The organism is Pseudomonas frederiksbergensis (genome assembly GCF_035751725.1).
GTDB classification, from domain to species: Bacteria; Pseudomonadota; Gammaproteobacteria; order Pseudomonadales; family Pseudomonadaceae; genus Aquipseudomonas; species Aquipseudomonas frederiksbergensis_A.
This window is the reverse complement of record NZ_CP142104.1, coordinates 3173205-3197676: the sequence shown is the minus strand read 5'-3', so window position 1 is coordinate 3197676 and position 24472 is coordinate 3173205. Positions and strand designations below refer to the sequence as shown.

The 24472-nt window shown below is 61.2% G+C and carries 14 protein-coding genes; 7 read left to right on the top strand and 7 right to left on the bottom strand.

Going from position 1 to position 24472, the window contains the following annotated elements:
* Positions 1-28 precede the first annotated feature (28 nt).
* The 4 genes from VQ575_RS14240 to VQ575_RS14225 form a co-directional block, all read right to left on the bottom strand.
* Positions 29-4747, bottom strand: a complete 4719-nt coding sequence (locus VQ575_RS14240; protein WP_325917732.1) for a dermonecrotic toxin domain-containing protein — start codon at positions 4745-4747, stop codon at positions 29-31.
* Positions 4748-4938: 191 nt separating this feature from the next.
* Entirely contained in the window at positions 4939-9621 is a 4683-nt protein-coding gene (locus VQ575_RS14235) for a dermonecrotic toxin domain-containing protein (RefSeq protein WP_325917730.1), read from the bottom strand.
* A 113-nt stretch (positions 9622-9734) separates the two neighbouring features.
* Positions 9735-10460: a FadR/GntR family transcriptional regulator gene (locus VQ575_RS14230; RefSeq protein ID WP_039589959.1), complete on the bottom strand. Its 726-nt coding sequence runs from the start codon at positions 10458-10460 to the stop codon at positions 9735-9737.
* Between the two features lie 204 nt (positions 10461-10664).
* Complete coding sequence (locus VQ575_RS14225; protein ID WP_030142611.1) at positions 10665-12401, bottom strand: IlvD/Edd family dehydratase; 1737 nt, start codon at positions 12399-12401, stop codon at positions 10665-10667.
* A gap of 192 nt (positions 12402-12593) precedes the next feature.
* Between VQ575_RS14225 and VQ575_RS14220 the strand changes: the two genes are divergently transcribed.
* The 7 genes from VQ575_RS14220 (at position 12594) to VQ575_RS14190 (ending at position 18831) form a co-directional block, all read left to right on the top strand.
* Positions 12594-13916, top strand: coding sequence for an MFS transporter (locus VQ575_RS14220; protein WP_039589963.1), 1323 nt, complete (start codon positions 12594-12596; stop codon positions 13914-13916).
* 76 nt (positions 13917-13992) lie between these two features.
* On the top strand, positions 13993-14985 hold the full coding sequence (gene araD1, locus VQ575_RS14215; RefSeq protein WP_045156357.1) for an AraD1 family protein: 993 nt from the start codon (positions 13993-13995) through the stop codon (positions 14983-14985).
* A 13-nt stretch (positions 14986-14998) separates the two neighbouring features.
* Complete coding sequence (locus VQ575_RS14210) at positions 14999-16579, top strand: aldehyde dehydrogenase (NADP(+)) (protein WP_045156358.1); 1581 nt, start codon at positions 14999-15001, stop codon at positions 16577-16579.
* A 158-nt stretch (positions 16580-16737) separates the two neighbouring features.
* Positions 16738-17034, top strand: a complete 297-nt coding sequence (locus VQ575_RS14205) for a DUF5629 family protein (protein ID WP_198726304.1) — start codon at positions 16738-16740, stop codon at positions 17032-17034.
* Positions 17021-18196, top strand: a complete 1176-nt coding sequence (locus VQ575_RS14200) for a lactonase family protein (protein ID WP_039589968.1) — start codon at positions 17021-17023, stop codon at positions 18194-18196. Before VQ575_RS14205 ends, VQ575_RS14200 begins: the two co-directional genes overlap by 14 nt.
* 156 nt (positions 18197-18352) lie before the next feature.
* A complete protein-coding gene (locus VQ575_RS14195; RefSeq protein WP_018611529.1) occupies positions 18353-18532 on the top strand; it encodes a hypothetical protein in 180 nt (59 codons plus the stop codon).
* Positions 18533-18705: 173 nt separating this feature from the next.
* Positions 18706-18831 (top strand): hypothetical protein, encoded by a 126-nt coding sequence (locus VQ575_RS14190; protein ID WP_268794852.1) that lies wholly within the window; start codon positions 18706-18708, stop codon positions 18829-18831.
* Positions 18832-18898: 67 nt separating this feature from the next.
* On the opposite strand, the gene VQ575_RS14185 is transcribed toward VQ575_RS14190, so the two are convergent.
* From VQ575_RS14185 to VQ575_RS14175, 3 genes are read right to left on the bottom strand one after another with little or no spacing between them, the layout of a single operon-like run.
* Positions 18899-19501, bottom strand: a complete 603-nt coding sequence (locus VQ575_RS14185) for a glutathione S-transferase (protein WP_039589971.1) — start codon at positions 19499-19501, stop codon at positions 18899-18901.
* Complete coding sequence (locus VQ575_RS14180; RefSeq protein ID WP_325917728.1) at positions 19498-23139, bottom strand: AAA family ATPase; 3642 nt, start codon at positions 23137-23139, stop codon at positions 19498-19500. The genes VQ575_RS14185 and VQ575_RS14180 overlap by 4 nt, the downstream gene beginning before the upstream one ends.
* Complete coding sequence (locus VQ575_RS14175; RefSeq protein WP_198726300.1) at positions 23136-24380, bottom strand: exonuclease SbcCD subunit D C-terminal domain-containing protein; 1245 nt, start codon at positions 24378-24380, stop codon at positions 23136-23138. Before VQ575_RS14175 ends, VQ575_RS14180 begins: the two co-directional genes overlap by 4 nt.
* Positions 24381-24472 lie beyond the last annotated feature (92 nt).

Here is a 24472-nt window from a genome sequence, read left to right as displayed (position 1 = left end):
GTCCCGGAACGGCGGCTTCTCGTCTTGATCAAGGCGCTAACGGTAAGAACTTGTCGCGCGCCAGGAATTTGCCAATCTGACCACGGTGCACATTCACCACGGCATAGGGGCTCTGAGCCTTGGCCAGCATTGAGTGATAGTGCTCCCGACGTTGCTCCTTGGTTTTCAGATGCGCGACGCTGTAGTCGGCTTTTGGCGTCTCGGCCGTTTCGTAGTGAAAATGCGCATACCAGAGGGGAAAGCCGTCAACGTCGTTGATGGCGTACTCCTGGAGGAAATCCTTGCGGGTTCCTTTCAAGGCCTTGCGCTCGCCAAGGCGCGCGACGTGTATCAGCTTTTTTTCAAACAGGTATCGGAGGTTGCCATCGGTGGGCGGCAATTTCAGGCTCAATTCGGTGCGCAGCGCGGCGCCCTTGGTGGTCAGGCTGGAAATGGCCCGGGACAATTGCTGGCTCAAGGCCTGATCCGCCGGCGAGGGTAACGTTCCTGAAACCGTGAAAGCCCTGTCGAGTTCCGCCGAGAGCGTGCGGTAGCGACTCGCCTCGTTGTCCAGGATCTCTTCGATTTCCTGAGGGTGACGACAGCGTGTTTTATAACTCTCAGCCCGGCGCAGGCGGTTATCCAACTGTTCGAGCAGTTTTTGCGCATCTCCCTTGATCGTCTTGATGGCTCGGGTTCTTGGCACGGGTGCCGGTCGCTCTACCTCGACGACGTCCCATACGTCGTCGTGGCGGGAGTAGGTCTCGAGGACTTCCCCGTTGATTTCGGAGTGGATCTCAACGACTTCAATGGGCAAGCTTGACCCGCCAGCAACGTCCACGTTTGTACCGGCCGGTTTGACATCGCCGATCAGAACGCCGGATTTGCGGGTCATGATCAGCCGCTTTCTCTTGCGATCAAGCGGCGGTTTCGCCGGGCGTTTTCGAGAGGTTGGCTCCGGCTTGACCTCTGCCGCCAGTTTCCCGGAGACATCGTCGTACAGACCCTTGAGCAGCGAAACCATCTTGTCGAAATAGGTTTCGTCGACGTCCTCGACATAGAGGGTCTTCACGACATCCAGGGCATCCAATGCCTTTGCGTACTGCTCGGTCAGGCTCTCCAGTACCGCCAGGTGCTCCGGCGGTGGCAAGGTGTAGTGCTTGATATTGGAATGGGAGCTGATCTGGCTGGACAACGACAGGATGATGCGAGTCAGCGTTTGCAACAGGTCGGAATCGATAGTCTTGACCGACAATATCGGCAGCGTAGCCAATTGCGCATCCTGGAGCGTTAGGGCTGTATCGTATTTCTTATCAAAAGTCAGCAGCAATTGGTCGAAATCGGTAGCGCTGGTTGCATCGAGATTCAGCAGGTTCTCTAGCTGCTGATCTCTCAAGTTCAGCCAGTGAATAACCCGCTCACGGTTCGAGAACGTTTTCTTCTGGAAGTCTAAGAAGCCCGGACCGTTGCTTCGAACGCGTTCAGGGGTCGGGTATACATCCAACCCAGGATGAGCATTGACGAGGTCGTCCTGGTCCATCTTGACCAGGGAAGACGCTGCGTCCGCATACAGGATGATGCTCTTGGTGATCATCACCACCACAGGTTGATCCAATTGCGCATGCAAGGTCTTGCGCTCGTCCTGGCTTGCGAGCATTCCCAAGTGATTGGCTATTTGCGTTTCCAGCAGCTCATAGAGTTCTTGACGGTCGAGTAGATGCTGCTCGGGCGTGATCACCTTACCCGTCTCGTCTTTGGGAGGCTTGCCATCTTGGCGGGGCACACCGTCGTGGACCTTCTGGTGGGCTTTTTGAATGCCATCGGCTCGGCTTGCCTGGCTGGCCAGGAAGTCGTCAAGGTCCTTGTTGAGCTTTTTCTTCCGGTCCTTGAGTTCTTGGATACGGCTCTTCGGCATGCCCCCGCGAAGGCGCAGGTCCAGGTCCATGGTCCAGTTGCCGCGGCCGTCGGATTTCAGCATCGGGCCGTCGCGGCTCGGGTCCTGAGGGTCGATGATCTTCACGTTGTCGTCCACATCCACGTCGATCTGGTATAGCGCTCGCTCAACCATGGCGTGCCATTTCGCACCGATGACGTACAAGCCCTTGAGCGGTCCGTACGTAATGGGTTCGGGTAGCTTGGCGGGCCGATTCACCTGCATCCCTTGCAGTTGGGTTCGTTGCTCGGGTGTCAGGCGATTGCGGGCGCTGGCGAAGCTGAAATCCAGGGCTTTGCCGGGCGCCTTGGACAGTTCGCCGGGCAAGGCGATGATGCTTTCCTTGAATGTCGGCGCGGTTGGGGCGGGCCACTGTTGCGCGGGGATGCGCGGCGCGGGAGGGCGCATCGCTTGCTCCATTGCTGTTTCAGACACAGGCACACGGGCAGGCGCGCGCGAAGAAGGAGTCTGTGTCGCCAGCAGGGCCAGGTTCAGCAGCAGGTCGACAGCAGCGAGTTCGCGGGTCACCGGGTCGTCGCTGCTCAGTGCCGGGATGTCGTTCTGGGCACTGAGCATCAAGTTGAACAGCCAGGCGCAGGTCATGGCGGGGCCACGTAACAGCGGGAACAGCAGGGTGTTGAACAGCAGGTTGCCGCCCTTGAGCAGCAATGCCCAGCGGCTCTCGCTGTTGGATACCGAGCTCCGGTCGGCTTGGGTGACCAGCGCGTGGGCATTGCAGCCATAAAGGTACTGCATCAATCGACCGTTCCCCAGGTACTGCAGCAGTTCCTTGCTGGCCTCGTCGAGGGCAAGCGTTGCCGGGGCGGGCTTATCGGGAATGTCGAACTCATCGCCCTGATGGAACTGCAGGACATGCGGTTCCTTGATCCCGCCGTTGGCATAGACCAGCCGAGCGGAGTCGGGCAACCAGGTCAGCACGCTGTCCTGCAGCGATCCGGCGGTGGCGATTGCGTCCAGCAGCGCCTGGCGAGAGGAAAACTGCTGCAAGGACGTTTCGTAGAGTGGTCGATACAGCAGGTGCGGGCCCTGGGTCGGATCCTGAGACTCGATCACGAACATGTTGAGCACGGTGTCCGGCGTCGCGTGAGGCTTTCGCTGCAAGGCCAGGTGGCGGATCACGACGGGGCGGCCATCGACTTGTCGTTCTTCGACGGAAGGCGCAAACAGGGCCTCGAGAAGGTCCAGCCCCTGGCGAGTCATGCCGTTTTCCTGGTTATGCAGCTGCTTGAGGGCTTCGAGCAACATCTGGGGTGGAATCTGTTCGGCGAACCGTCGCTCGCGATCATCCCTTTGGTCGAGATCAGCAAGCAGCTGTCGTTGCAGGTATCGAGGATAGGTCGTGCCGATGTCGACTTGTTCGATCAGGCCGTTCTTGCCCGTGATGAAATCGTTCGTCAGCCATTCAGGCAGCGCCAGGCCTTGGCGGTGGCTGAGCCTTACCCGCCCGCTGGGCCGGGCGACCAGGTTATCGATCGCCAGGGTGGTCAGGCTCATGTCCCTGGGTTCGCTGATGCCGACGGCGCCCGGGTATCCGGCGGCGACGGTGTAGGTCAGCGTCACATCGTCAGGGTGAAAGTGGCTGGCCGGGACCTTCGCCCGGCTGCTGTCGTTGGCCTGCTGCAGGCGGCGGGACAGGGCGTCTACGGCAAACGTCCGGATGTCCTTGATGTCGCTGAGGAAGGTCAGCCCATCGCTGCGTTGCTTGGCACCGGCCAGCGCCAGGCTGTAGTGCTGGAATGTTGTCTGGTCCCCGAGGGGCGCTGTCTTTAACCATTCGGGCAGCAAGGCAGCCATTTGCTGCGCGGCCTGTGGCGTGGGTTGTGGAATGTCGGTCAGGTATCGGGTGGGATCGCTCAGGTCGGCATACAGTTTTTTCAGGTCTGGCCAACCGATCTTGGAGGGCAACTTCACCGAGCGCAGGTCGGTCAGTTGTTGTTCCAATAGCATGCCGGCCTGGGTGTCGAAGGCATTACCGCCGATTTCGTAGCGCTGGCACCTGACGGTATCGACGACATAGCGGTCGGCGATGCGTCGGGTCCAGTACGCGTGGAATTCATCCATCGACGCGAAGGACCGCACAGCGTTGCCGGGACTGCAGAGCACGATGGCGAGGCCATGAATCGTGTAGTGCTCCAGCAGGATCGCCGAGGCGGGCAAGACGGTGCTGTTGCCTTCCCGGGTGATAGTGCTTTCCAGGCTATAGGCGTAGACCGGGGACTTGTTGTGGCTGAAGCGGTATTCGCGGTCCGGCCATCGAGCGACCTGGTCCAGGGCGTCGCGTTCCGGCTCGGAGAGCCCCGGTTGCCGGAGCCCACGGATATGCAGAATATGCTTGAGCGTATCGCCTAGCCATTGCCAGCGATTGGCATGGTCATGGGCATCAATCTCGGCGTTCCAGTAGCGGGTCAGCGCATCCTCCAGTGCGATCGGCAGGGTCCAGGGCAGTTCGAATAACAGTGCTTCGATCATCCTGGTGTCCGGGACCCTGCCGCCGGCGTCACGCAGGCGTTTGGGAAAGTCGATGCTCAGGTAACAGCCATACGAGCCGCTTGAACTGAAGTCAACGGGTGTGCCGCAGGCCAGATAATCAAGCACCAGGGCCGTGAACGGTCGGGCAACCCAGCCATTGCCGGCCTCATTTGGCACTGCCAACTGAAGGGTGGGAAGGTCAAAGGCCAGTGTGGGAAAGCGTGCCCTGATCGCTTTTTCGAGTTGCTGCTGCGCGATTGTTTCGAAGGTCGGGCGATCGGCAAACTGTTGGCTGATGGTTTGGGTAAACGTAGCGGCACTGTCAGCCGTAGCAGGCGAAGTCATGGGAAATCCTTTTCCTGGTTCAGGTCGCCGGGATTGACGACGCAACCAGTATCGATTGCCCTTTTTCGTGCGGGCGGTACATAGATACCACCTTGTCGAGGCTGAGGCTGAAGCGCAGGCTTAGGGCGCAGAGCTCAAGCAGATGATGAAGGCAAAAGCCGCCGTCCCGGAACGGCGGCTTCTCGTCTTGATCAAGGCGCTAACGGTAAGAACTTGTCGCGCGCCAGGAATTTGCCAATCTGACCACGGTGCACATTCACCACGGCATAGGGGCTCTGAGCCTTGGCCAGCATTGAGTGATAGTGCTCCCGACGTTGCTCCTTGGTTTTCAGATGCGCGACGCTGTAGTCGGCTTTTGGCGTCTCGGCCGTTTCGTAGTGAAAATGCGCATACCAGAGGGGAAAGCCGTCAACGTCGTTGATGGCGTACTCCTGGAGGAAATCCTTGCGGGTTCCTTTCAAGGCCTTGCGCTCGCCAAGGCGCGCAACGTGTATCAGCTTTTTTCCAAACAGGTATCGGAGGTTGCCATCGGTGGGCGGCAATTTCAGGCTCAATTCGGTGCGCAGCGCGGCGCCCTTTGTGGTCAGGCTGGAAATAGCCTGGGACAATTGCTGGCTCAAGGCTTGATCCGCCGGGGAGGGGGATGTTCCTGAAACCGTGAAAGCCCTGTCGAGTTCCGCTGAGAGCGTGCGGTAGCGACTCGCCTCGTTGTCCAGGATCTCTTCGATTTCCTTGGGATGACGGCAACGTGCTTTATAGCTTTCTGCCCGGCGTAGGCGGTTATCCAACTGTTCGAGCAGTTTTTGCGCATCACCCTTGATCGTCTTGATGGCCCGGGTTCTTGGCACGGGTGCCGGTCGCTCTACCTCCACGACGTCCCATACGTCGTCATGGCGTGAATAGGTCGCGATCACTTGGTCATCGACCTCGGAGCGCAGCTCGACGACCTCGATCGGCAATGTGCTGCCGGCCGGTTTCAGATCACCGATCAGCACACCGCTGTTTCGGGTATTGATCACTTCTTTGCGGGGGCGCCCCGCCGATACCTGCGGACGTCTCGGCTGCCGCTTGCTCGGCTTTGGCTGCGGTTTGATTTCTGCCGCAAGCTTCCCTGACACCTCTTCATAGAGGCCCTTGACCAGATCGACCAGCCTGTCGAAATAGGCTTCATGGATATCCTCGGCATATAAGGTTTTCATCCCTTGCAGTGCATCCAAGGCTTCGCCGTAGTGCTCGGTCAAACTCTCCAGTACTCGAAGCTGATCCGAAGGAGATAAATCGTACAGCCGTAGCTCCGAGTGGGTGCGAACATGCTTCCCCAGCGGGCGGACAATTCGGTACAGGCTGTCGGGCAGATCAGATTCGCCGTGTTTGATTGCCAGCACCGGAAGAGTCGCCAACTGCAAGGCCTTGGTGCCCGTTGCACTGGGTTCTTCCAGCGGGCGGTCTCGGGTCAGGCGTTCGAATACCTGCGCGCCTGCAGTGTCCAGGTTCAACAATTTATTGAGATATTCATCCTTGAGCTCCAGCCAATGGACCTTGCGGTCATTGATGTCGCTGATCGCGTCGAGAAACTTCACATAGCCTTGAAAATCTTGCCTGACGGCCTCTACCACCGCAGACGGTTGATCAAATTGAGGGTGGGCTGCATTAATGGCGACATATTCCGCTTCGTTAACGAGGAACGCTTTACGGGCGTTTTTAACGACGTTTTCCATCAGTACAGGAAGGCTACCTGAAGGTAATGCGATCCCCAGCCTGGCGCGCTCAGGTGCGCTGTCGAGCAGCTTCAAATAGGCGTCGGTCTGCTCGACAAGCAGGTCATAGAACACCTTGCGTTTCGGTGCGCGTTGCGCCTCGGTATAAGAACCTCCTTCGACTCTCGTCATGACCGCCTGGGCGATATCCAAAGCATCTTGTTGTTTGCTTTGTTGCGCCGTGAAGGCGGCCAGTTCATTGATCAGCTCGATTGTTCTTTGCGCATTGAGGCGACGCTGCTCGACCATGCGCTTGGGCGGCATCCCCCCTCGCAGGCGCAGGCGCAAATCCATGGACCAGGTACCTTGGCCATCCGATCGCAACGACGGTCCCCGGCGTGACGTGGTGGTCGGATCGATGACCGTTACGCTGCCGTCCGATTCGGTGTCGACTCGATACAGGTGACCTTCAACCAGCGCGTGCCAGGCGTTATCGATCACGTACAGGCCTGTGAATGGACCTTGGTCGATGGGTGCCGGCAGTACCGCGGGCCGCGGTATTCGCATGCGCCGCAGTTGCGTACGTTGTTCTGGCGTCAGTCGGTCACGGGCATTGGCGAAATCGAAATCGAGGAGGGCGCCTGGCATTTCAGCGCCTGGCAAGGCAACCGTGCCCTCCATAATCTTCGGCAGGGACAGACTGGGCCATTGCTCAACGGCAACGCGCCTGGCGGGGGCGCGCAACGCCTGGTTCTTGGTGGATTCGGACACGGGGACAAGCGAAGGCGCACGGACCGACGACAGCTGGCTCACCAGCATGGCCAGGTTGACCAGGAAGTCGACGGCGGCCAGCTCCCGTGTCGCCGGATCGTCGCTGATCAGCGCTGGGATGTCCTGGCTGGCGCTGGCCATCAGGCTCCACAGCCAGACGCTGGCCATGGCCGGGCCGCGCAGCAGCGGAAACAGCAGCGTGTTGAACAGCAGGCTGCCGCCTTTGAGCAGCACTGCCCAGCGGCTTTCACTGTTGGAGACTGAATTGCGGTCGGCCTGGGTGATCAGGGCTTGGGCATTGCAGCCGTAGAGGTACTCCAGCAACTTGCCATTGGCCAGGTACTGCAACAGTTCATCGTCGCCACCGTTGATGGCGAGCGTGGCCGGAGCGGGTTTCTCGGGCACGCTGAATTCGTCGCCCTGGAAGAACCGCACGATGTGCGGCTCGGCGAAGCCACCGTTGGCGTATATAGGGCGGGCGGTATCGGACAGCCAGGTCAGGACGCTGTGTTGCAGGTCCCCGGCGCTGGCGACCGCTTGCAACAGTGCCTGGCGTGTCGGGAACTCCAGCAGTGCAGGCGCATAGAGCGGGCGATACAACACGTGCGGACCGGCTGTGACGTCTTTCGCCTCGATGATGAACATATTACCGACGACATCGGGCCGGGCATGGGGCTCGCGCAGGAAGGCCAAGTGCCGGATGACCACGAGATGTCCGTCGACCTGCCGGTCCTCGGCGTTGGGTTGCAGGACCGCCTCTACGCGGCGCAGCCCTTGGCGGGTCATGCCGTTTTCGTGATTCAGTGTGTTTTGCAGCGCTTCGAGCGGCAGGTGCGCCGAGATCTGTTCGGCAAATATCCGCTGGTGTGCCTGCGCTTGCGACGAGTCGCCCAGCAATTCCTGTTGCAGGTAGCGAGGATAGGCCGTACCGATATCCACCTGCTCGATCAGTCCGCCGGTGCGGGTAATCAAGTCTGGCGTCAACCACGCCGGCAACGCCAGGCCCAGGCGATGGCTGAGCTTCAGATGGCCACTGGGGCGCGAGATCAGATTGTCGATGGCCAGCTGGGTCAGGTTCATGGTCCTTTTCTCGCTGATACCCACGGTCCCCGGGTACCCCGCCGAGACCGTGAACGTCAGTTCAATATCGTCGGGATGAAATGAGCGGGATGGGACCTTGGCAGGGCTGCTGTCGTTGGTTTGCTGCATCCGCGCCAGCAGGGCGTCAGCGGTGAAGGTCCGGATGTCGTTGAGATGGACTCGGCCTTGATCGCGTTTCTTCACGCTGGCCAATGCCAGGCTGTAGCGCTGGAAGCTCATCTGATCGGCAAGGGCTGCGTTCTTCAGCCATTGGGGAAGTAGCGGCCTGAGTTGTGTCGTGGTGTCTGCGGCAGAATCGAGGAAGTCGCGCAAGTACCGAGCTGGATCGCTCAGCTCCCAGTAGAGCGCCTTGAGGTCGTGCACGCCAATGCTGGAAGGTAACGTGACCGCCTTCAAGTCGACCAATTGCTGCTCCAATACCATGGCAGCCTGGGTATCGAAGGCGTTGCCGTCAATCTCGTAGCGATTGCAGGTAATGGTGTCGACGACATAACGGTCGGCGATCTGCGCACGCCAGTGATTGTCAAAGGATTCGATCGAGTCGAAGGGCTGCACGGCACCGCCGGCGCTGCACAGCAAGATGACCAGGCCGCTCTGGGTGTAGTGGAGCAGCAGGATGTCGCTGCTGGGCAGCACGGTATTGGACGTGCCCTCGGTGAGGGTGCTTGCCAGGCTGTAGGCATAGACCGGTGGAACATTGTGGCTGAAGCGTTGCCCACGGTCTGGCCAACGGACGATCTGGTCCAGGGCTTCGCGTGCCGGTTCAGACAATCCCGGCTGTTTCAGACCCTGGATATGCAACCTGTTCTTGAGTGAGTCGCTAAGCCATAGCCAGCGGCTGTTGTGAACACCGGCGTCAGGTTTGGGGCTGCTGGCGATGTCGGTATTCCAATAGCGAGCCAATGCGTCGCCAAACCCGATGGGCACTGTCCAAGGCAGCTCGAGCACCAGCTTTTCAATCACCTTGATGTCCAGGTTCCCGACATCGGGCCGGAGGCGGCGTGGAATCGTGTCGGAGAGATAACAGGCGAAATTGCCGTTGGAACTGAAGTCCAACGGGGTGCCGAGGGCCAGGTAGTCGAGCACCAAAGGCATGAACGGCTTGAAGCTCCAGCCTTGGGCGGCCGCATCCGGCATAGCCAGGTGGGTGCGGGCCAGATCGATGACCAGCGAGGGGTATCTTGCCTTGATGGCTTGTTCGAGCATCTGTTGCGTAAGCCGCTCGAAGGTCGGACGACCGGCAAACTGCTGACTGACGTTCTGTTCGAAGGTGGGGGCGCTTTCAGCTGCTGAGAGCGAGGTCATAAGAAATCCTTTTCCAAAACTCACGGCCGTCGGGATGACGACGAGAGTCAAGTGTCGGGATTCCCTTTCCCCGCGTGCGGTATATAAATACCACCGGTGGCGCGGGCGTTGTGTCAGGCCTGGGTGGTATCGCTGCCCAGCACCACGTTCAATGCGCTGCGTGCATCGTCCAGTTGCACCAGCGTGGCGTGGCGCGCACCGAGGGCGTCGCGGTTCTCGATGGCGGTGAGGATCGCCTTGTGCCGCGGCATCGCCAGTTCATGCAGGTTGGGCCGCTGGTTGGAGTGCTTCAGCGCTTCGGCGATCGCCACCGACAACATGTTGCAGAGGTTGGCGAGCAGATCGTTATGGGTTGCGTCGGCGATGCGGCTATGGAAATCCAGGTCCGGTTGCAGCAGCGCCTCGGGCGTCGGGGCGGCTTCCATGCGCTGGTAGGCTTCGTTGATGGCGGCGATGTCTTCGTCGGTGGCGAACTGGGCGGCGAGGGCCGCGGCGGCCGGCTCGATGATGCTGCGCACGCTGGTCAGCAGGCCGAAGAACTCATTCTGCGGGCTGCTTTGCATCAACCAGTGCAGCACGTCCGGGTCGAGCATGTGCCATTCCCGACGGGCCTTGACCACGGTGCCCACGCGAGGACGCGAATACACCAGGCCCTTGGCGACCAGCACGCGCGTGGCTTCGCGTAGCACCGGCCGGCTGACCGCATACTCTTCGCACAACAAGGCCTCGGCGGGCAATTTATCGTCCGGCTTGAAGCGCCCGGAAACGATCTGCATGCCCAGTTCCTGGACGATGCGCGAATGCATGCTTTTGCGGTCGGAGGGTTTGCGGTAATCCATGGGACGCGGCGCGATCCTGTCGGCGAGGGAAGTGCTGCGCATGATAGCAGGCGCGGCGGACATTCATCAGGTTGAACCCTTGGGTCTCAGTGACCTTGTGGCGAGGGAGCAAGCTCCCTCGCCATAGTCCATGCGACAGTCAACTTCGATGTTGAATGTTCAGCCGCTTCATGAGCAGGCTCGCACAAGGGGCGTTTTGTTGGGTCAGTGAGAGTGACGCGGCACCTCGGCGCCGCGGCAGCCCACCAGGAAGTCGAAATCGCAACCCTGGTCCGCTTGCAGCACATGGTCGATGTACAGCTGGCGGTAGCCGCCTACGAGCAATTGCTGCGGCGGCGCCAGGTCAGCCAGGCGCGCGGCGAGTTCGGCGTCCGGGATGTCCAGGTGCAGGCGGCCGCTGGCACAGTCGAGTTCGATCCAGTCGCCTTCTTTCACGGCAGCCAAAGGACCGCCGGCTGCCGCTTCCGGTGCTACGTGCAGGACCACGGTGCCGTAGGCGGTGCCGCTCATGCGTGCGTCGGAAATACGCACCATGTCCGTTACGCCTTGGGCCAACAGCTTGGCCGGCAAGCCCATGTTGCCCACTTCAGCCATGCCCGGATAACCCTTTGGCCCGCAATTCTTCATTACCAGGATCGAGTCGGCGTCGACGTCCAGTTCCGGGTCGTTGATCCGTGCCTTGTACTCGTCGAAGTTCTCGAACACCACCGCGCGGCCACGATGCTGCATCAACTCCGGCGTGGCGGCGGATGGCTTGAGCACTGCGCCCAACGGCGCCAGGTTGCCGCGCAGTACGCAGATGCCGCCATCGGCGCGGATCGGATTGTCCAGCGTGCGGATGACTTCGTCCTGGCCGTAGATCGGCGCGTCCTTGGTATTTTCACCGAGGCTCTTGCCGTTGACGGTCAATGCATTCGGGTGCGGAATGAGGTTGGCTTCGCCGAGACGCCGCAGCACCGCGGGCAGGCCGCCGGCGTAGTAGAACTCTTCCATCAGGAAGCGCCCGGACGGTTGCAGGTCGACGATGGTCGGCATGCCGCGACCGATGCGGGTCCAGTCGTCCAGGTCCAGCTGCACGCCAATGCGTCCGGCGATGGCCTTGAGGTGGATAACCGCGTTGGTCGAACCGCCGATGGCGGCGTTGACGCGGATGGCGTTTTCGAAGGCTTCCTTGGTCAGGATCTTCGACAGTTTCAGGTCTTCACGGACCATTTCCACCGCGCGCATGCCGGACATATGGGCCAGCACATAACGGCGTGCATCCACGGCGGGAATCGCCGCGTTGTGGGGCAGTGAAGTGCCAAGGGCTTCGGCCATGCAGGCCATGGTCGAGGCCGTGCCCATGGTGTTGCAGGTACCGGCCGAGCGGGACATGCCGCCCTCGGCCGCGAGGAAGTCGTCGATGGTGATGGTGCCGGCCTTGACCTGTTCACTCAACTGCCAGACCACGGTGCCCGAGCCGATATCCTGGCCTTTGTGCTTGCCGTTGAGCATCGGCCCACCGGTGACGACGATGGCTGGCACGTCGCAACTGGCGGCGCCCATCAGCAATGCTGGGGTGGTCTTGTCGCAACCGGTAAGCAAAACCACGCCGTCAATCGGGTTGCCGCGAATCGCCTCTTCCACGTCCATGCTCGCCAGGTTGCGGGTCAGCATGGCGGTGGGGCGCAGGTTCGATTCGCCGTTGGAGAACACCGGGAATTCCACCGGGAAGCCCCCGGCCTCGATCACGCCGCGCTTGACGTGCTCGGCGATCTGCCGGAAGTGCGCGTTGCACGGCGTCAGCTCCGACCAGGTGTTGCAAATGCCGATGATCGGCTTGCCATGGAACTGATGGTCGGCGATGCCCTGATTTTTCATCCAGCTGCGGTACATGAAGCCATTCTTGTCGGCAGTGCCAAACCATTGGGCCGAGCGCAGGGAGGGTTTCTTATCAGACATGATCGATTCTCTTATTGTATGACTATATTGTTCGAGCTGAAGCGTAACATAAGCGCAATTTGTGCAGTTTGGAAGTGTTGTTGGGTAAATAGTATTACTATATAGTCCGGTTCAACGGAGGGATTGTCCTGGCGTCATACGCGAGAGAAATCCCCCAAGGTTCTATAACAACAACAATCGGAGACCGGTCCCATGAGCCAGGAATTGCGGCTTATTCGTCGCATCACTCTCAAACTGATTCCCTTCCTGATCCTGCTGTACCTGATCGCCTACGTGGACCGCTCTGCGGTAGGCTTTGCCAAGCTGCACATGGGCGCCGACATCGGCATTGGCGACGCCGCCTATGGCTTGGGTGCAGGGCTGTTTTTCATCGGTTACTTCCTGCTGGAAATTCCCAGCAACCTGATGCTCGAACGCTTCGGTGCCCGGCGCTGGTTCGCCCGGATCATGATCACCTGGGGCGCGATCACCATCGGCATGGCCTTCGTGCAAGGGCCCTACAGCTTCTATGTGATGCGCTTTTTGCTGGGCGCAGCCGAAGCCGGGTTCTTCCCCGGCGTGCTGTACTACATCACCCAATGGTTCCCGGTGCGCCATCGCGGCAAGATCCTCGGGCTGTTCATTCTTTCCCAACCCATCGCGATGATGATCACCGGCCCGGTGTCCGGTGGCTTGCTGGGCATGGATGGCATCCTTGGCCTGCACGGTTGGCAATGGCTGTTCATCGTCATCGGCCTGCCGGCGGTGCTGTTGACCTGGCCGGTGCTGCGCTACCTGCCGGACGGCCCGCAACAGGTGAAATGGATGGACCAGGCCGAGAAGGACTGGCTGACCGGTGAGCTGCAAAAAGACCTGCAGGAATACGGCCAGACCCGCCACGGCAATCCGCTCCATGCGCTCAAAGACAAGCGTGTCCTGCTGCTGGCGCTGTTCTACTTGCCAGTCACCTTGAGCATCTATGGCCTGGGCTTGTGGTTGCCGACGCTGATCAAGCAGTTCGGTGGCAGTGATCTGGTCACCGGTTTCGTCTCTTCCGTGCCGTATATCTTCGGGATCGTCGGCCTGCTGATTATTCCACGCAGCTCCGACCGCTTGAATGACCGCTACGGTCACCTTGCCGTGCTGTACGTGCTCGGTGCCATCGGCCTGTTCCTGAGTGCCTGGCTGTCGGTGCCGGTGTTGCAACTGGCGGCATTATGCCTGGTGGCGTTCGCGCTGTTTTCCTGCACGGCAGTGTTCTGGACCTTGCCGGGACGGTTCTTTGCCGGCGCCAGTGCGGCGGCGGGCATTGCGTTGATCAACTCGGTGGGCAACCTCGGTGGCTACATCGGGCCGTTCGTGATCGGTGCGTTGAAGGAATACACCGGCAACCTGGCCTCGGGGCTGTATTTCCTGTCCTGTGTGATGGTGTTCGGCCTGGTGCTGACCGGCGTGGTCTACCGCCTGCTGGAGCGCAAGCATGTGTTGCCGGCGGACCAGTTTGCGGCGAGTGCCCGCGGGGCGACGCGTACCTGAACTGACGGCAATTGTGAAAGACAGCTTTAAAAAGCCTGCTACGCCTATTCAAGTTTTGTTTACAGGGAGAAAACCCATGCGTTTAGTTCAGTTCGAATTGAGTAACGGCGAACGCCGCGTCGGTGTCGTCGATGGCGAGCAGGTGCGCGAAGTGCAGGGCGCCAACACGGTTCGCGACCTGGCGCTGGCCGCCATCGAAGCAGGCGTGAAGCTCGAGCAGCAGGTCAACGGCCTGGGCCTTGGGGCGAGCCATGACTACGCGCAATTGCTGGGCGAACTGCGCATCCTGCCACCGCTGGATCACCCGGACCCGGCGCACCTGTTGGTCAGCGGCACCGGCCTGACTCACCTGGGCAGTGCTTCGGCCCGGGACAAAATGCACCAGCAAGCCGGCGACGAAGCGACCATGACCGACACCATGCGCATCTTCAAGTGGGGCGTGGAGGGCGGCAAGCCACAGGCGGGGCAGGCCGGCGTGCAGCCGGAATGGTTCTACAAGGGTGACGGCAGCATCGTGGTCCGTCCGGGCCATCCGTTTCCACTGCCACCGTTTGCCGAAGACGCTGGCGAAGAGCCGGAGATCAGCGGCCTGTACGTCATCGGCCACGACGGCAAGCCTTATCGCCTGGGCTTTGCGGTAGGCAACGAATTTTCCGATCACGTCATGGAACGCAAGAACTACCTTTACCTGGCCCATTCGAAACTGCGCAGTTGCAGCTTTGGCCCGGAACTTCGCGTCGGTGAATTGCCTCAACATCTGTCCGGGACCAGTCGTATCCTGCGCAACGGTGAAGTGCTGTGGCAGAACGAATTCCTCAGCGGCGAGGCGAACATGTGCCACAGCCTCGAAAACCTGGAGTTCCATCACTTCAAGTACAGCCAGTTCCTGCGTCCCGGCGACGTGCACGTTCATTTCTTCGGCACCGCGACGCTGTCCTTCGCCGACGGCATTCGCACCCAGCCGGGGGATGTGTTCGAGATCAGCCAGGCCGAATTCGGCGCGCCGCTGGTCAATGGCATTGCCCCGGTGGACGCGGTATTCAATCCGGGTACTATCGGCACACTTTGAAAGGAGACTTGCGATGAACCAGATCCTTGGCCACAACTACATCGGCGGCGCGCGTAGCGCAGCCGGCCAGACTCGCCTGCAGAGCGTCGACGCCAGCACCGGCGAGGCTTTGCCCCATGAATTTGTCCAGGCCACGGCAGAAGAGGTCGACGCCGCCGCCAAGGCCGCTGCGGCGGCGTATCCAGCCTATCGCAGCCTGAGCGCTGCGCGTCGGGCAGAGTTCCTCGACGCCATCGCCGATGAGCTGGATGCCTTGGGCGATGAATTCGTCGCCGTGGTCTGCCGCGAAACCGCACTGCCAGCGGCGCGCATCCAGGGCGAGCGCGGTCGCACCAGTGGCCAGATGCGTCTGTTCGCCAAGGTCCTGCGCCGTGGCGACTTCTACGGCGCCCGCATCGACCGGGCCTTGCCGGAACGCACGCCGCTGCCGCGCCCGGACCTGCGTCAATACCGCATCGGCCTGGGACCGGTGGCGGTGTTCGGCGCCAGCAACTTCCCGCTGGCATTTTCCACTGCCGGTGGTGATACCGCCGCCGCGCTGGCCGCCGGTTGCCCGGTCGTGTTCAAGGCCCACAGCGGCCACATGGCAACCGCCGAACACGTGGCCGATGCGATCATTCGCGCGGCGGAGAAAACCTCGATGCCGGCTGGCGTGTTCAACATGATCTACGGCGGTGGCGTCGGCGAATGGCTGGTCAAGCATCCGTCGATCCAGGCAGTCGGTTTCACCGGTTCCCTCAAGGGCGGACGTGCGCTGTGCGACATGGCGGCGGCGCGGCCCCAGCCGATCCCGGTGTTCGCCGAAATGTCGAGCATCAACCCGGTGATCGTGTTGCCACAGGCCTTGAAAAACCGTGCCGAGAGCGTTGCCCGCGACCTGACCGCTTCGGTGGTACAAGGGTGCGGCCAGTTCTGCACCAACCCCGGCCTGGTGATTGGTATCCGCTCGCCGCAATTCACCGCCTTCACCCAGCAAGTGGCTGCGCTGATCGGCGACCAGGCACCGCAGACCATGCTCAATGCCGGTACGCTGCAAAGCTACGGCAAGGGGCTGCAAAAACTCCTGGCTCACCCAGGTATCGAACACCTGGCCGGTCGCGATCAGCAAGGCAACCAGGCCCAGCCGCAGTTGTTCAAGGCTGACGCCAGCCTGTTGATCAACGGCGACGAGGCGCTGCAGGAAGAGGTCTTCGGCCCGACCACGGTGTTCGTCGAAGTCGCTGACCAGGCGCAACTGACCGCTGCGTTGAACGGCCTGCACGGCCAACTCACCGCCACGATGATTGGCGAGCCGGCGGATTTCGAACAGTTCGCCGAACTGACCCCGCTGCTGGAGCAGAAGGTCGGGCGCATCTTGCTCAACGGTTATCCGACCGGCGTCGAGGTGTGCGATTCGATGGTGCACGGTGGGCCTTACCCGGCGACGTCCGATGCCCGCGGCACCTCGGTGGGTACGCTGGCGATCGATCGGTTCCTGCGCCCGGTGTGCTTCCAGAACTACCCGGACAACCTGCTGCCCGAACCACTGAAAAACGCCAACCCGCTGGGGATCCTGCGGTTGGTGGATGGGGTGCCGGGGCGCGAGGCACTTTGACGACCAGGCGGTTTCATTGAGGTGAATGGGCTGCCGCCATCGCGAGCTTGCTTGCGATGGCGGTTTTTGCAAGCCACGACGCTTTCGAACCTTATGGCCCAAGGCCCACTCTGACATTGGGTTATCATGCCGCCTTTCCCAATGAACGACTGATCGACATGACTGCCTTGAACGACACCCTGCTGCACGCCCTCGAACACTGCGACATGCTGATTATCGACGGGCTGCATGCTTTCGATTTTTCCCTCGACGAGCAGGATCAGTTGCACGTCGAGTGCATGAACGGCCGCACCCTCGAGCATTGGCGTTTTACACCGACGCAGATGCAGGCCGCGACCTTCGACAAAGCCCTGAAGCACTGGATCATCACCAGCGACTCGGGCGATCACCACCTTGAATGCGTGGAAGCGACCAGCGGCCACGACGATGAGGACTCCGATCATGAAGATGCGTAGTTTCTGGCCCTTGTTGATGGCCGGCAGCGTCGGCGCCATGGGCGTCCAGGCGCAGACTACCGAGCATTATCAATTGCTGGTGGGGTCCTACACGGCGGGCCAGAGCCAGGGCATCTACCGGCTGCAGTTCGACAGCCGCACCGGCCAGCTCGATGCCAACCCGTTGCAAGTGATCAAGACCCACAACCCTTCCTGGCTGACCCTTTCCAAGGACATGACCCGGTTGTTCGTGGTCAACGAAAACGGGCCGGGCCAGAAAGACCCGGTGGGCAAGGTCAGCAGCTACGCCATCGACCCCAAGACCCATGAGCTGAGCCCGATCAACCAGGTGCAATCCCTGGGCAACGAGCCGACGCATTCCAGCTTGAGCCACGATGGCCAGCATTTGTTGGTCAGTAACTACTCGGTCCTGGAAAACCCGGGTGGCACCCTGGTGGTGCTGCCGGTGGGCGCGGACGGCAAGCTGGCGCCGGTGGTGCAGTCGGGCAGCCACCAGCCGAGTCGGGTCAATCCCGAGCGGCAGAAGTCCGGTCATGTGCATTCCGCGGTGCCGTCACCCGATGGCAAGTATGTGTTCGCCAATGACCTGGGGGCGGACAAGGTGTTCGTCTATCGCTACGACCCCAAGGCCAACCCCGAACTGCCGCTGACGCCTGCCGATCCGCCGTTCGTGCAGTTGCCACCGGGTAGCGGGCCGCGCCATCTGTTGTTCAGTGGCGACGGCAAGCACGCCTGGCTGACCATGGAGATGACCGCCCAGGTCGCGGTATTCGATTACCAGGACGGTCGCCTGGTTCAGCGTCAGCTGGTCGATCTGGCCGACGGAAAGCCCCAGCCCGGTAAAGCGGCAGCAGCGCTGCATGCTTCCAGGGACGGCAAGTTCCTGTACGTCAGCAACCGTGGCACCACCAACGAAATGTTGGTGTTCGCCGTCGACCCGGCCTCCGGCACCTTGAAGGAACTGCAGCGTCGCTCCGTCGAAGGTGATCATCCCCGGGAGTTCAGCCTCGATCCGAGCGAAAAATTCATCTTGGTCGCCAATCAGAAGAGTAATCAGATCGTCGTCATCGAGCGCGATCCCAAGACGGGCCTGCTGGGCAAAACTGTCCAGAAGCTGCCGATGGATGCACCGAGCGACGTGAAATTCATGGTTCGTCAATGAAGCGCAGGCCCCGATTTTCGGGGCCTGCGCCGTTGTATCAACGAGGCTGATAGTCGCTAGTATTACAAAGCATTTCAAGGCGAGACGCCTCGGCGCGTAAGTTTGCTTCACGGCCCCACCGGGCAAAGCAGCCAACTGAATCCGAGGACTACCGCCATGAACCTGAATCTTTTTTCCGTAATCGCCGCTTCCGCCATCTCCGCCACTGTGGCATTGCCCGCCAGTGCCAGTATCGAGATCAGCGACAAGAAAAACCGCACCCAGAGCTACACCGAGAAATACCTGCAGCAAAGCGCGAATTTCTACGCCGCGCTGGATCACAAGACTCAACACTGAAACACGCTGACCACTGAAGCCTGCGATCTTTTCGTTTTCCTGCTTGATGCCAGGGAGAGAAAAGATCGCAGGCTTCGTCGTTGCGGGAAGAAAAATCCCGTTGTGATATCACATGGCCATGTGTTTAAATTTGACGCTAGTTAATTGACTCCTTACTGATAAGGATCGACACCATGGCGATGCGTCTGGCAGTGATGCTGCTGTTTCTCTATTCCACCCCGATTGTCTCGGCTGCCCAGCCCGTTCCCGGTGAACTGGAAGTGGCTCGCGAGCGGTTGTTGAGTCTGGTTCACGACTGATAGGTTCAGCTTTTGTGGCGACGGAGCAAGCTGCCTCGCCACAAAAGCGTACGCACCGGCCCAGGACTTACTTGGCCATGATTGCCACGAACAGCTCTGAATCGAGCAGACCCTGCAACCATTCCTGCAGCCGAGGGTAGGGCGCCTGGGCGAACCACTGGCGGTCGACATGGGCGAATTGGCGCACGAACGGCATCAGCGCCACGTCCGCCAGGCTCAGGTGACCCGAGGCCAGGAATTTCCGGGTTTCGAGCAGTCCTTCCAGCTTGCACAGAAAGACTTCGCCCTCGCTCCTATAATGGGCTGCCGAGTGTTCGGGATGGCGCTCCGGGTATTTGTAGCGGTTCAGATGGAGCTTGAAGACCTGGTCGTTTTCTTCCACCAAGGTTGCCGTCAACGCACGCTTTTCGGGGTCGTTCGCCAGCCCCCAATCCTGCGGGTCATGTTGGTCCAAGGCCCAGCGCATGATCTCAAGGCTTTCATCGATGACTTGCCCGTCGGCATGCAACACCGGCACGGTGCCTTTGCTCGACAGTGCAAGCATTTCGGGTGGCTTGGCCTTGAGGCTGACTTCGACGATATCCAGCGCGATACCGCTGTAGCGCAGCGCCATGCGGGCGCGCATCGCGTAGGGGCAGCGGCGGAAGGAGTACAGCGTGGCGTGGCTCATTTCACCTCCACCGTGCTCAAACCGTTTCCTTGACGGCGAACCTGGATCTGCACCGGGATCCGCTCATGCATTTCCTGCACATGGGAGATGACCGCGACCTTGCGGCCCTGGGCCTGCAAACCGTCAAGAGCGTCCATTGCCAGTTGCAGCGACTCGGGATCGAGGCTGCCGAAGCCTTCGTCGATGAACAGCGATTCGATTCTCAGCGTGTTGGACGCCATCGAGGCCAGGCCCAGCGCCAGGGCAAGGGAGACAAGGAAGGTTTCCCCGCCGGACAACGAATGCACCGAGCGCAATTCATCGCCCATTTCCGTGTCCATCACCAGCAGGCCGAGCATGCTGCCGCCGCGCTTGAGTCGGTAGCGGCGAACCAATTGTCGCAACTGGGCGTTGGCGTGGTGGACCAGCAAGTCAAGGTTATACGCCTGGGCCAGTTTGCGGAAACGGTCGCCGGTGGCCGAGCCGATCAATGCGTCCAGGCGTGCCCAGCGTTGGTACTCGGCATAGGCCTGCTCGATCTGCTGGACCAGAGCCTGGTTGGCGTTTTGTCGGCGCTGGTCCTCGGCCTGTTCGGCACGCAGCTCAGCACAGCGTTGTTCGCTGGCGGCGAACTGCCCCTGAAGCGTGGCCAGGGCTTCGGCCAACTGGTCGGCCTGCAAGTTGCCGTTGTGTTGCGACTGGTGGTTTTGCAGCCGCTGCTCGCGCTCGGTGAGCAATACACGGGCCTGCTCGATCGCTTTATCGCTGTTGCTCAGGCGTTGTCGCAATTGGGCGACGTGCTGCTCATCAAGGCTGATCAGGGCATCGAGTGCGGCATCGTCCAGTTCAGGGTGGGCGCTGCGCCATTGGGCGATGCTCGCGGCCAAGGCCTGTTGTTCAGCCTCAAGGGCCTGGGCCTGTTCATACCGGGCCTTGAGCTCGGCAGCCAATTGCACAAGGCTGTTGCGCAGATCCTGCAACTGTTGATTGGCGGTTGCCTCGGCGTGGCGCGCCTGTTCCAGCGCCAGGTCGAGTCGTTGCTGCCACTGCTCGGCGCTGCTGTGGTCGCCGAGCAGTTGGCTTAGTTTTTCCTGGCAGGCCTGGTGTTGCTCGTTCAGGGCACTGGACTGGCGCTGCGCCAATTCCAATTGCTGCACGCGGACCTGCTGGCGGTCCTGTTCTTTCTCCACGACCTGCTGACGCTGAAGTTGCTCGGCGAGCTCTTCGCGTTGCTGTTCCAGGTGCGCGAGGCGCTGGCTGATACGCTGATCGAGCTGGATGAACGTGGTGGCCGGTTCACTGCGCAGGGCCTGTAATGTGTCGGCCGGCAAGAGCGCGCTGAAGTGCTCAAGCTCCTCGTCCAGGCGCTGGCGATCCCGGGCCAGTGCCTGGAGCTGATTGTTCAAGTGCTGTGAGGCTTGCTGGCTGGCTGTTTCTGCATCGCGCAGTTGCTGCGCCAGTCGCGCGGCGTCCTGTTGCAAGGTGAGCAAGGCGGCTTGGCGCTGTTCGTCCTGGCTGATGAGTTGGTTCAGCTGTCCGGTTTGCTGGGCCAGCCAGGCGTCGCGCTTGGGCGAATCCTGGGCCAGCAGCTGCGCCGACAATGGGTGCGCTTCAAGGCTTGGCGCCAGGCCACGCTGTTGGTCGGCGAGTTGTTCCTGCTGTTGCTTGAACTCCTTGAGCTGGGCGATGACGCCGCTGTATCGGGCCCGCAGGTCAATGACTTTTTCATTGAGCAGGTCCACGGCCTTGCGGGCGTTGGCCTGTTCGCTTTCATCGAAGCGCCCGAGGCTTTGCAGCAGCGCTTCGGGTTGGTGGTAGGGATGTTCAATGCTGCCGCACACCGGGCAAGGGTGGTTGTCCTGCAGCTGTTCGCGCAGTTGCTCGACGCTTTCGCTGCGGGCCAGGCGCTGGCGTTCCAGCAGTTCGCGGGTCACGGTCCAAGTCTGTTCGGCAATTGCCAGCTCGGCCTTGGCTTCGCCGCCTTCGCGCACCAGTCGGTCGCGTTCCTGCAAGGCGCGTTGCTGGCGTTGTTCCAGTTCGACGACACGTTTGTCCAGGTCCTGCTGGCTGATCCAAAGCCGAGCCAGGTCTTCGAACGCGCGCAACTGCTTGCGGTTGTCCTGCAGCAGATTGCCGAGCAATTGGATCTGTTCGGCCACCGCCTGCGGTTCGGCGCCGGCCTCCTTGTAGAGTACTTCGAGATTCTGCCGGCGGGCTGCCAGGTCTTCGGCGGCGCGAGCGGCGTTTTGCTCCAGCAGCGCGAGTTCGTCCTGGCCCTGGTTCAACCGATTGCCGATCTGCATCAGTTGCTGGAGGCGATCTCGATAAGCGCCCCAGGCGTCGCCCAGCGGCGCGAGGCCGGTGCTTTGTTCCAGTTCGGTCGCGATCTGCCCAAGGCGCTCGCCGACCTGTTTTTGTTGCTCCAGCAAGGTGTCGAGGGTGCGCTGGCCGTCGGTGCCAGCCTGTTGGGCCTGCCGCAACTGCTCGGCGCTTTGTTCGACCTCCTTGGTCAGGCGGGCGAGGCTGCTTTGTTCATCGAAGGCCTGGCGTAGCAGCGGCGTGCAGTCGATGCTTTGCTGGCGAGCGGCGGCCAGGGCCAGTTGCGCGACGCCCAGGCTTTTTTCCAGCTCGGCTTGCCGTTCATGCAGCTCGACCTGCTGCTGGGTCAACTGCTGGATCCTGGCCGCCAGCGGGTCGAGCTGTCGGGTCAGTTCCGCTTGGCGGATGAACTGATGCCGCTGGGGCGCGAGCTGTTCCAGGCGGATCAGCTTCAGGCGTCCGTCGGCCTGCGCGTCCCAATCGGCCTGGGCCTGTTGCAGTTGCTCGACGGCGCTGGCCTGTTCATCCTCCAGCTGGCGCAGGTCCTTGAGCCAGGCTTGTTGTTGCTCCAGTTGCTTGAGCTGCGCCTGTTGGGTCTTGAGTTGCTGCTGGGCTTCATTGAAACGCTGGTCCAGCTCGGCGCGGGCTTCGGGAGGCAGTGGCGTGACGCCGCTGGCTTGGTCCTGCAACTGCTTGTGGGTTTCCTTGGCCTGCTTGGCCTTGTCGAAGGCGCGGCGGCCGAGGCGCGTATACAGGGCGGTGTCGGTGAGCTTTTCCAGCAATTCGCTGCGGTCGTTGTCGTCGGCCTTGAGGAAGGCGCTGAATTCGCTCTGGGCCAGCAGCACGGCACGGGTGAACTGTTCGAAGTTCAGGCCGAGGACGGCTTCCAGTTGCGCTTTGTATTCGCCTTTCTGGCTGGCAAGCAGTTGGTCATTATCCAGGTCCCGCAGGCTCTGGCGGCTGGCTTGCAGCTTGCCGGCGGCTTTTTCCCGGGCCCGATTGGTCTCCCAGCGGGCTCGGTAGCGGCGACCGTCGATGCCGCGGAAATCCACTTCGGCATACCCATCGCCGGTACCCCGGCGCAGTAGCGTGCGCGGATCGCCCGTGGCGATTTCGCCGTCGGCATCGGGCACCTTGGCGTCACGACCGGTGTTGTTCAGGCGGGGTACCGCGCCAAACAACGCCAGGCACAAGGCATCGAGCAAAGTGCTCTTGCCTGCGCCCGTAGGGCCGGTGATGGCGAACAGGCCGGCGCTGGCCAAGGGTTCGGCGGTGAAATCGATTTCGAATGGCCCGGCCAAAGAGGCGAGGTTCTTGAGGCGGATGGCGAGGATTTTCATGGCTGTTCGCTCTCCATCTGCACATCTTGCAACAGCACGGCAAAATCCTTGAGGGTCTGGTCATCCACCGCGCTGCCGTAGGTGTCCTGCCAGGCGCGGCTGAACAGTTCCTGTGGGCTGAGCTGGTCCAGTTCGATCAGCCCCGCACGCTCGTCGGCATCGCTGGAGCTGCCGCTTCCGGCGTACTCGGCGGCGATCCGTACCAGTCGCACGGCTTTGCCTTGCAGCGCGGTTTCCACTTGATGTCGCAGGTCCGGCTGCGGTTCATCGAGGCGGACCCGGACTTCCAGCCAGGGCTGGCGATGAATGTCTGCCAGCAGGTCGATGTCCGGCAGATCGTTGAGTTGCACCAGGATATCGGTCAGCGGTGCCGGGCCCAGGCGTTGCAAGTTGACGGCGCGGGGAATCAGCCGTGGTTCGACGTTCACCAGGGTTTCGCCGTCCAGGGTGATGTCGAGGATCTGGTGTCGATAGCCGATCTCGGAAAACGACAATGGAATCGGCGATCCGCTGTAGCGAATGCGTTCCTCGCCGTTGACCTTCTGCGGCTTGTGCAAGTGGCCAAGGGCGACATAAGTGATGCTCGGGCCGAACAGGCTGGCCGGGAGGGCTTCGGCGTTGCCGATGATCAGGCTGCGCTCGGAATCTTCCGATACCGAGCCGCCGGCCATGTGCGCATGGCTGACGGCGATCAGCGCCTGGCCCTTCTTGCGCTTGGCGTTGGCGGCGGCAATCAGCCATTCATGTACCTGGCCGATGCCCCGCAAATAATCATCCCCCAATTGTGCGCCCGTGACCTCGGCCGGCCGCAGGAACGGCAAGGCCAGGCACCAGCCCCGGACTTTCCCCTTGGCATCAGGCAATGGCAGCAACAGGCGCTCGACGTCGAGTTGTCCATCGTCCAGCCACAGGACACGGCCCAGGGCATGGGTGCGCAAGCGGCGCATCAACGGCGCCGGCAATTCGATGCGTGACCCGGAGTCGTGGTTGCCGGCGATCATGACGATGGTCAGGTTGGCGTTCTGTTCGTGGGCGCTGACGATGAAATCGTAGAGGCGCTCCTGAGCTTTGACCGGTGGGTTGACGGTGTCGAAGATATCGCCGGCGATCAGCAGCGCGTCGGGCTTTTCGCTGGCCAACTGACGCAGCAGCCAATCAAGGAAGCAGGCGTGTTCGAAGTCGCGATCCTGGCCGTGGAGGTTTTGCCCCAGGTGCCAATCGGAGGTGTGAAACAGACGCAAGGCAGACTCCAGAAAACAGACAATGGCCGCAGGAAGAGAGGCAGCGGCGCAAAGATGCAGAGTTTACTGGGAAAAGCAGGGAGATGGGCTGC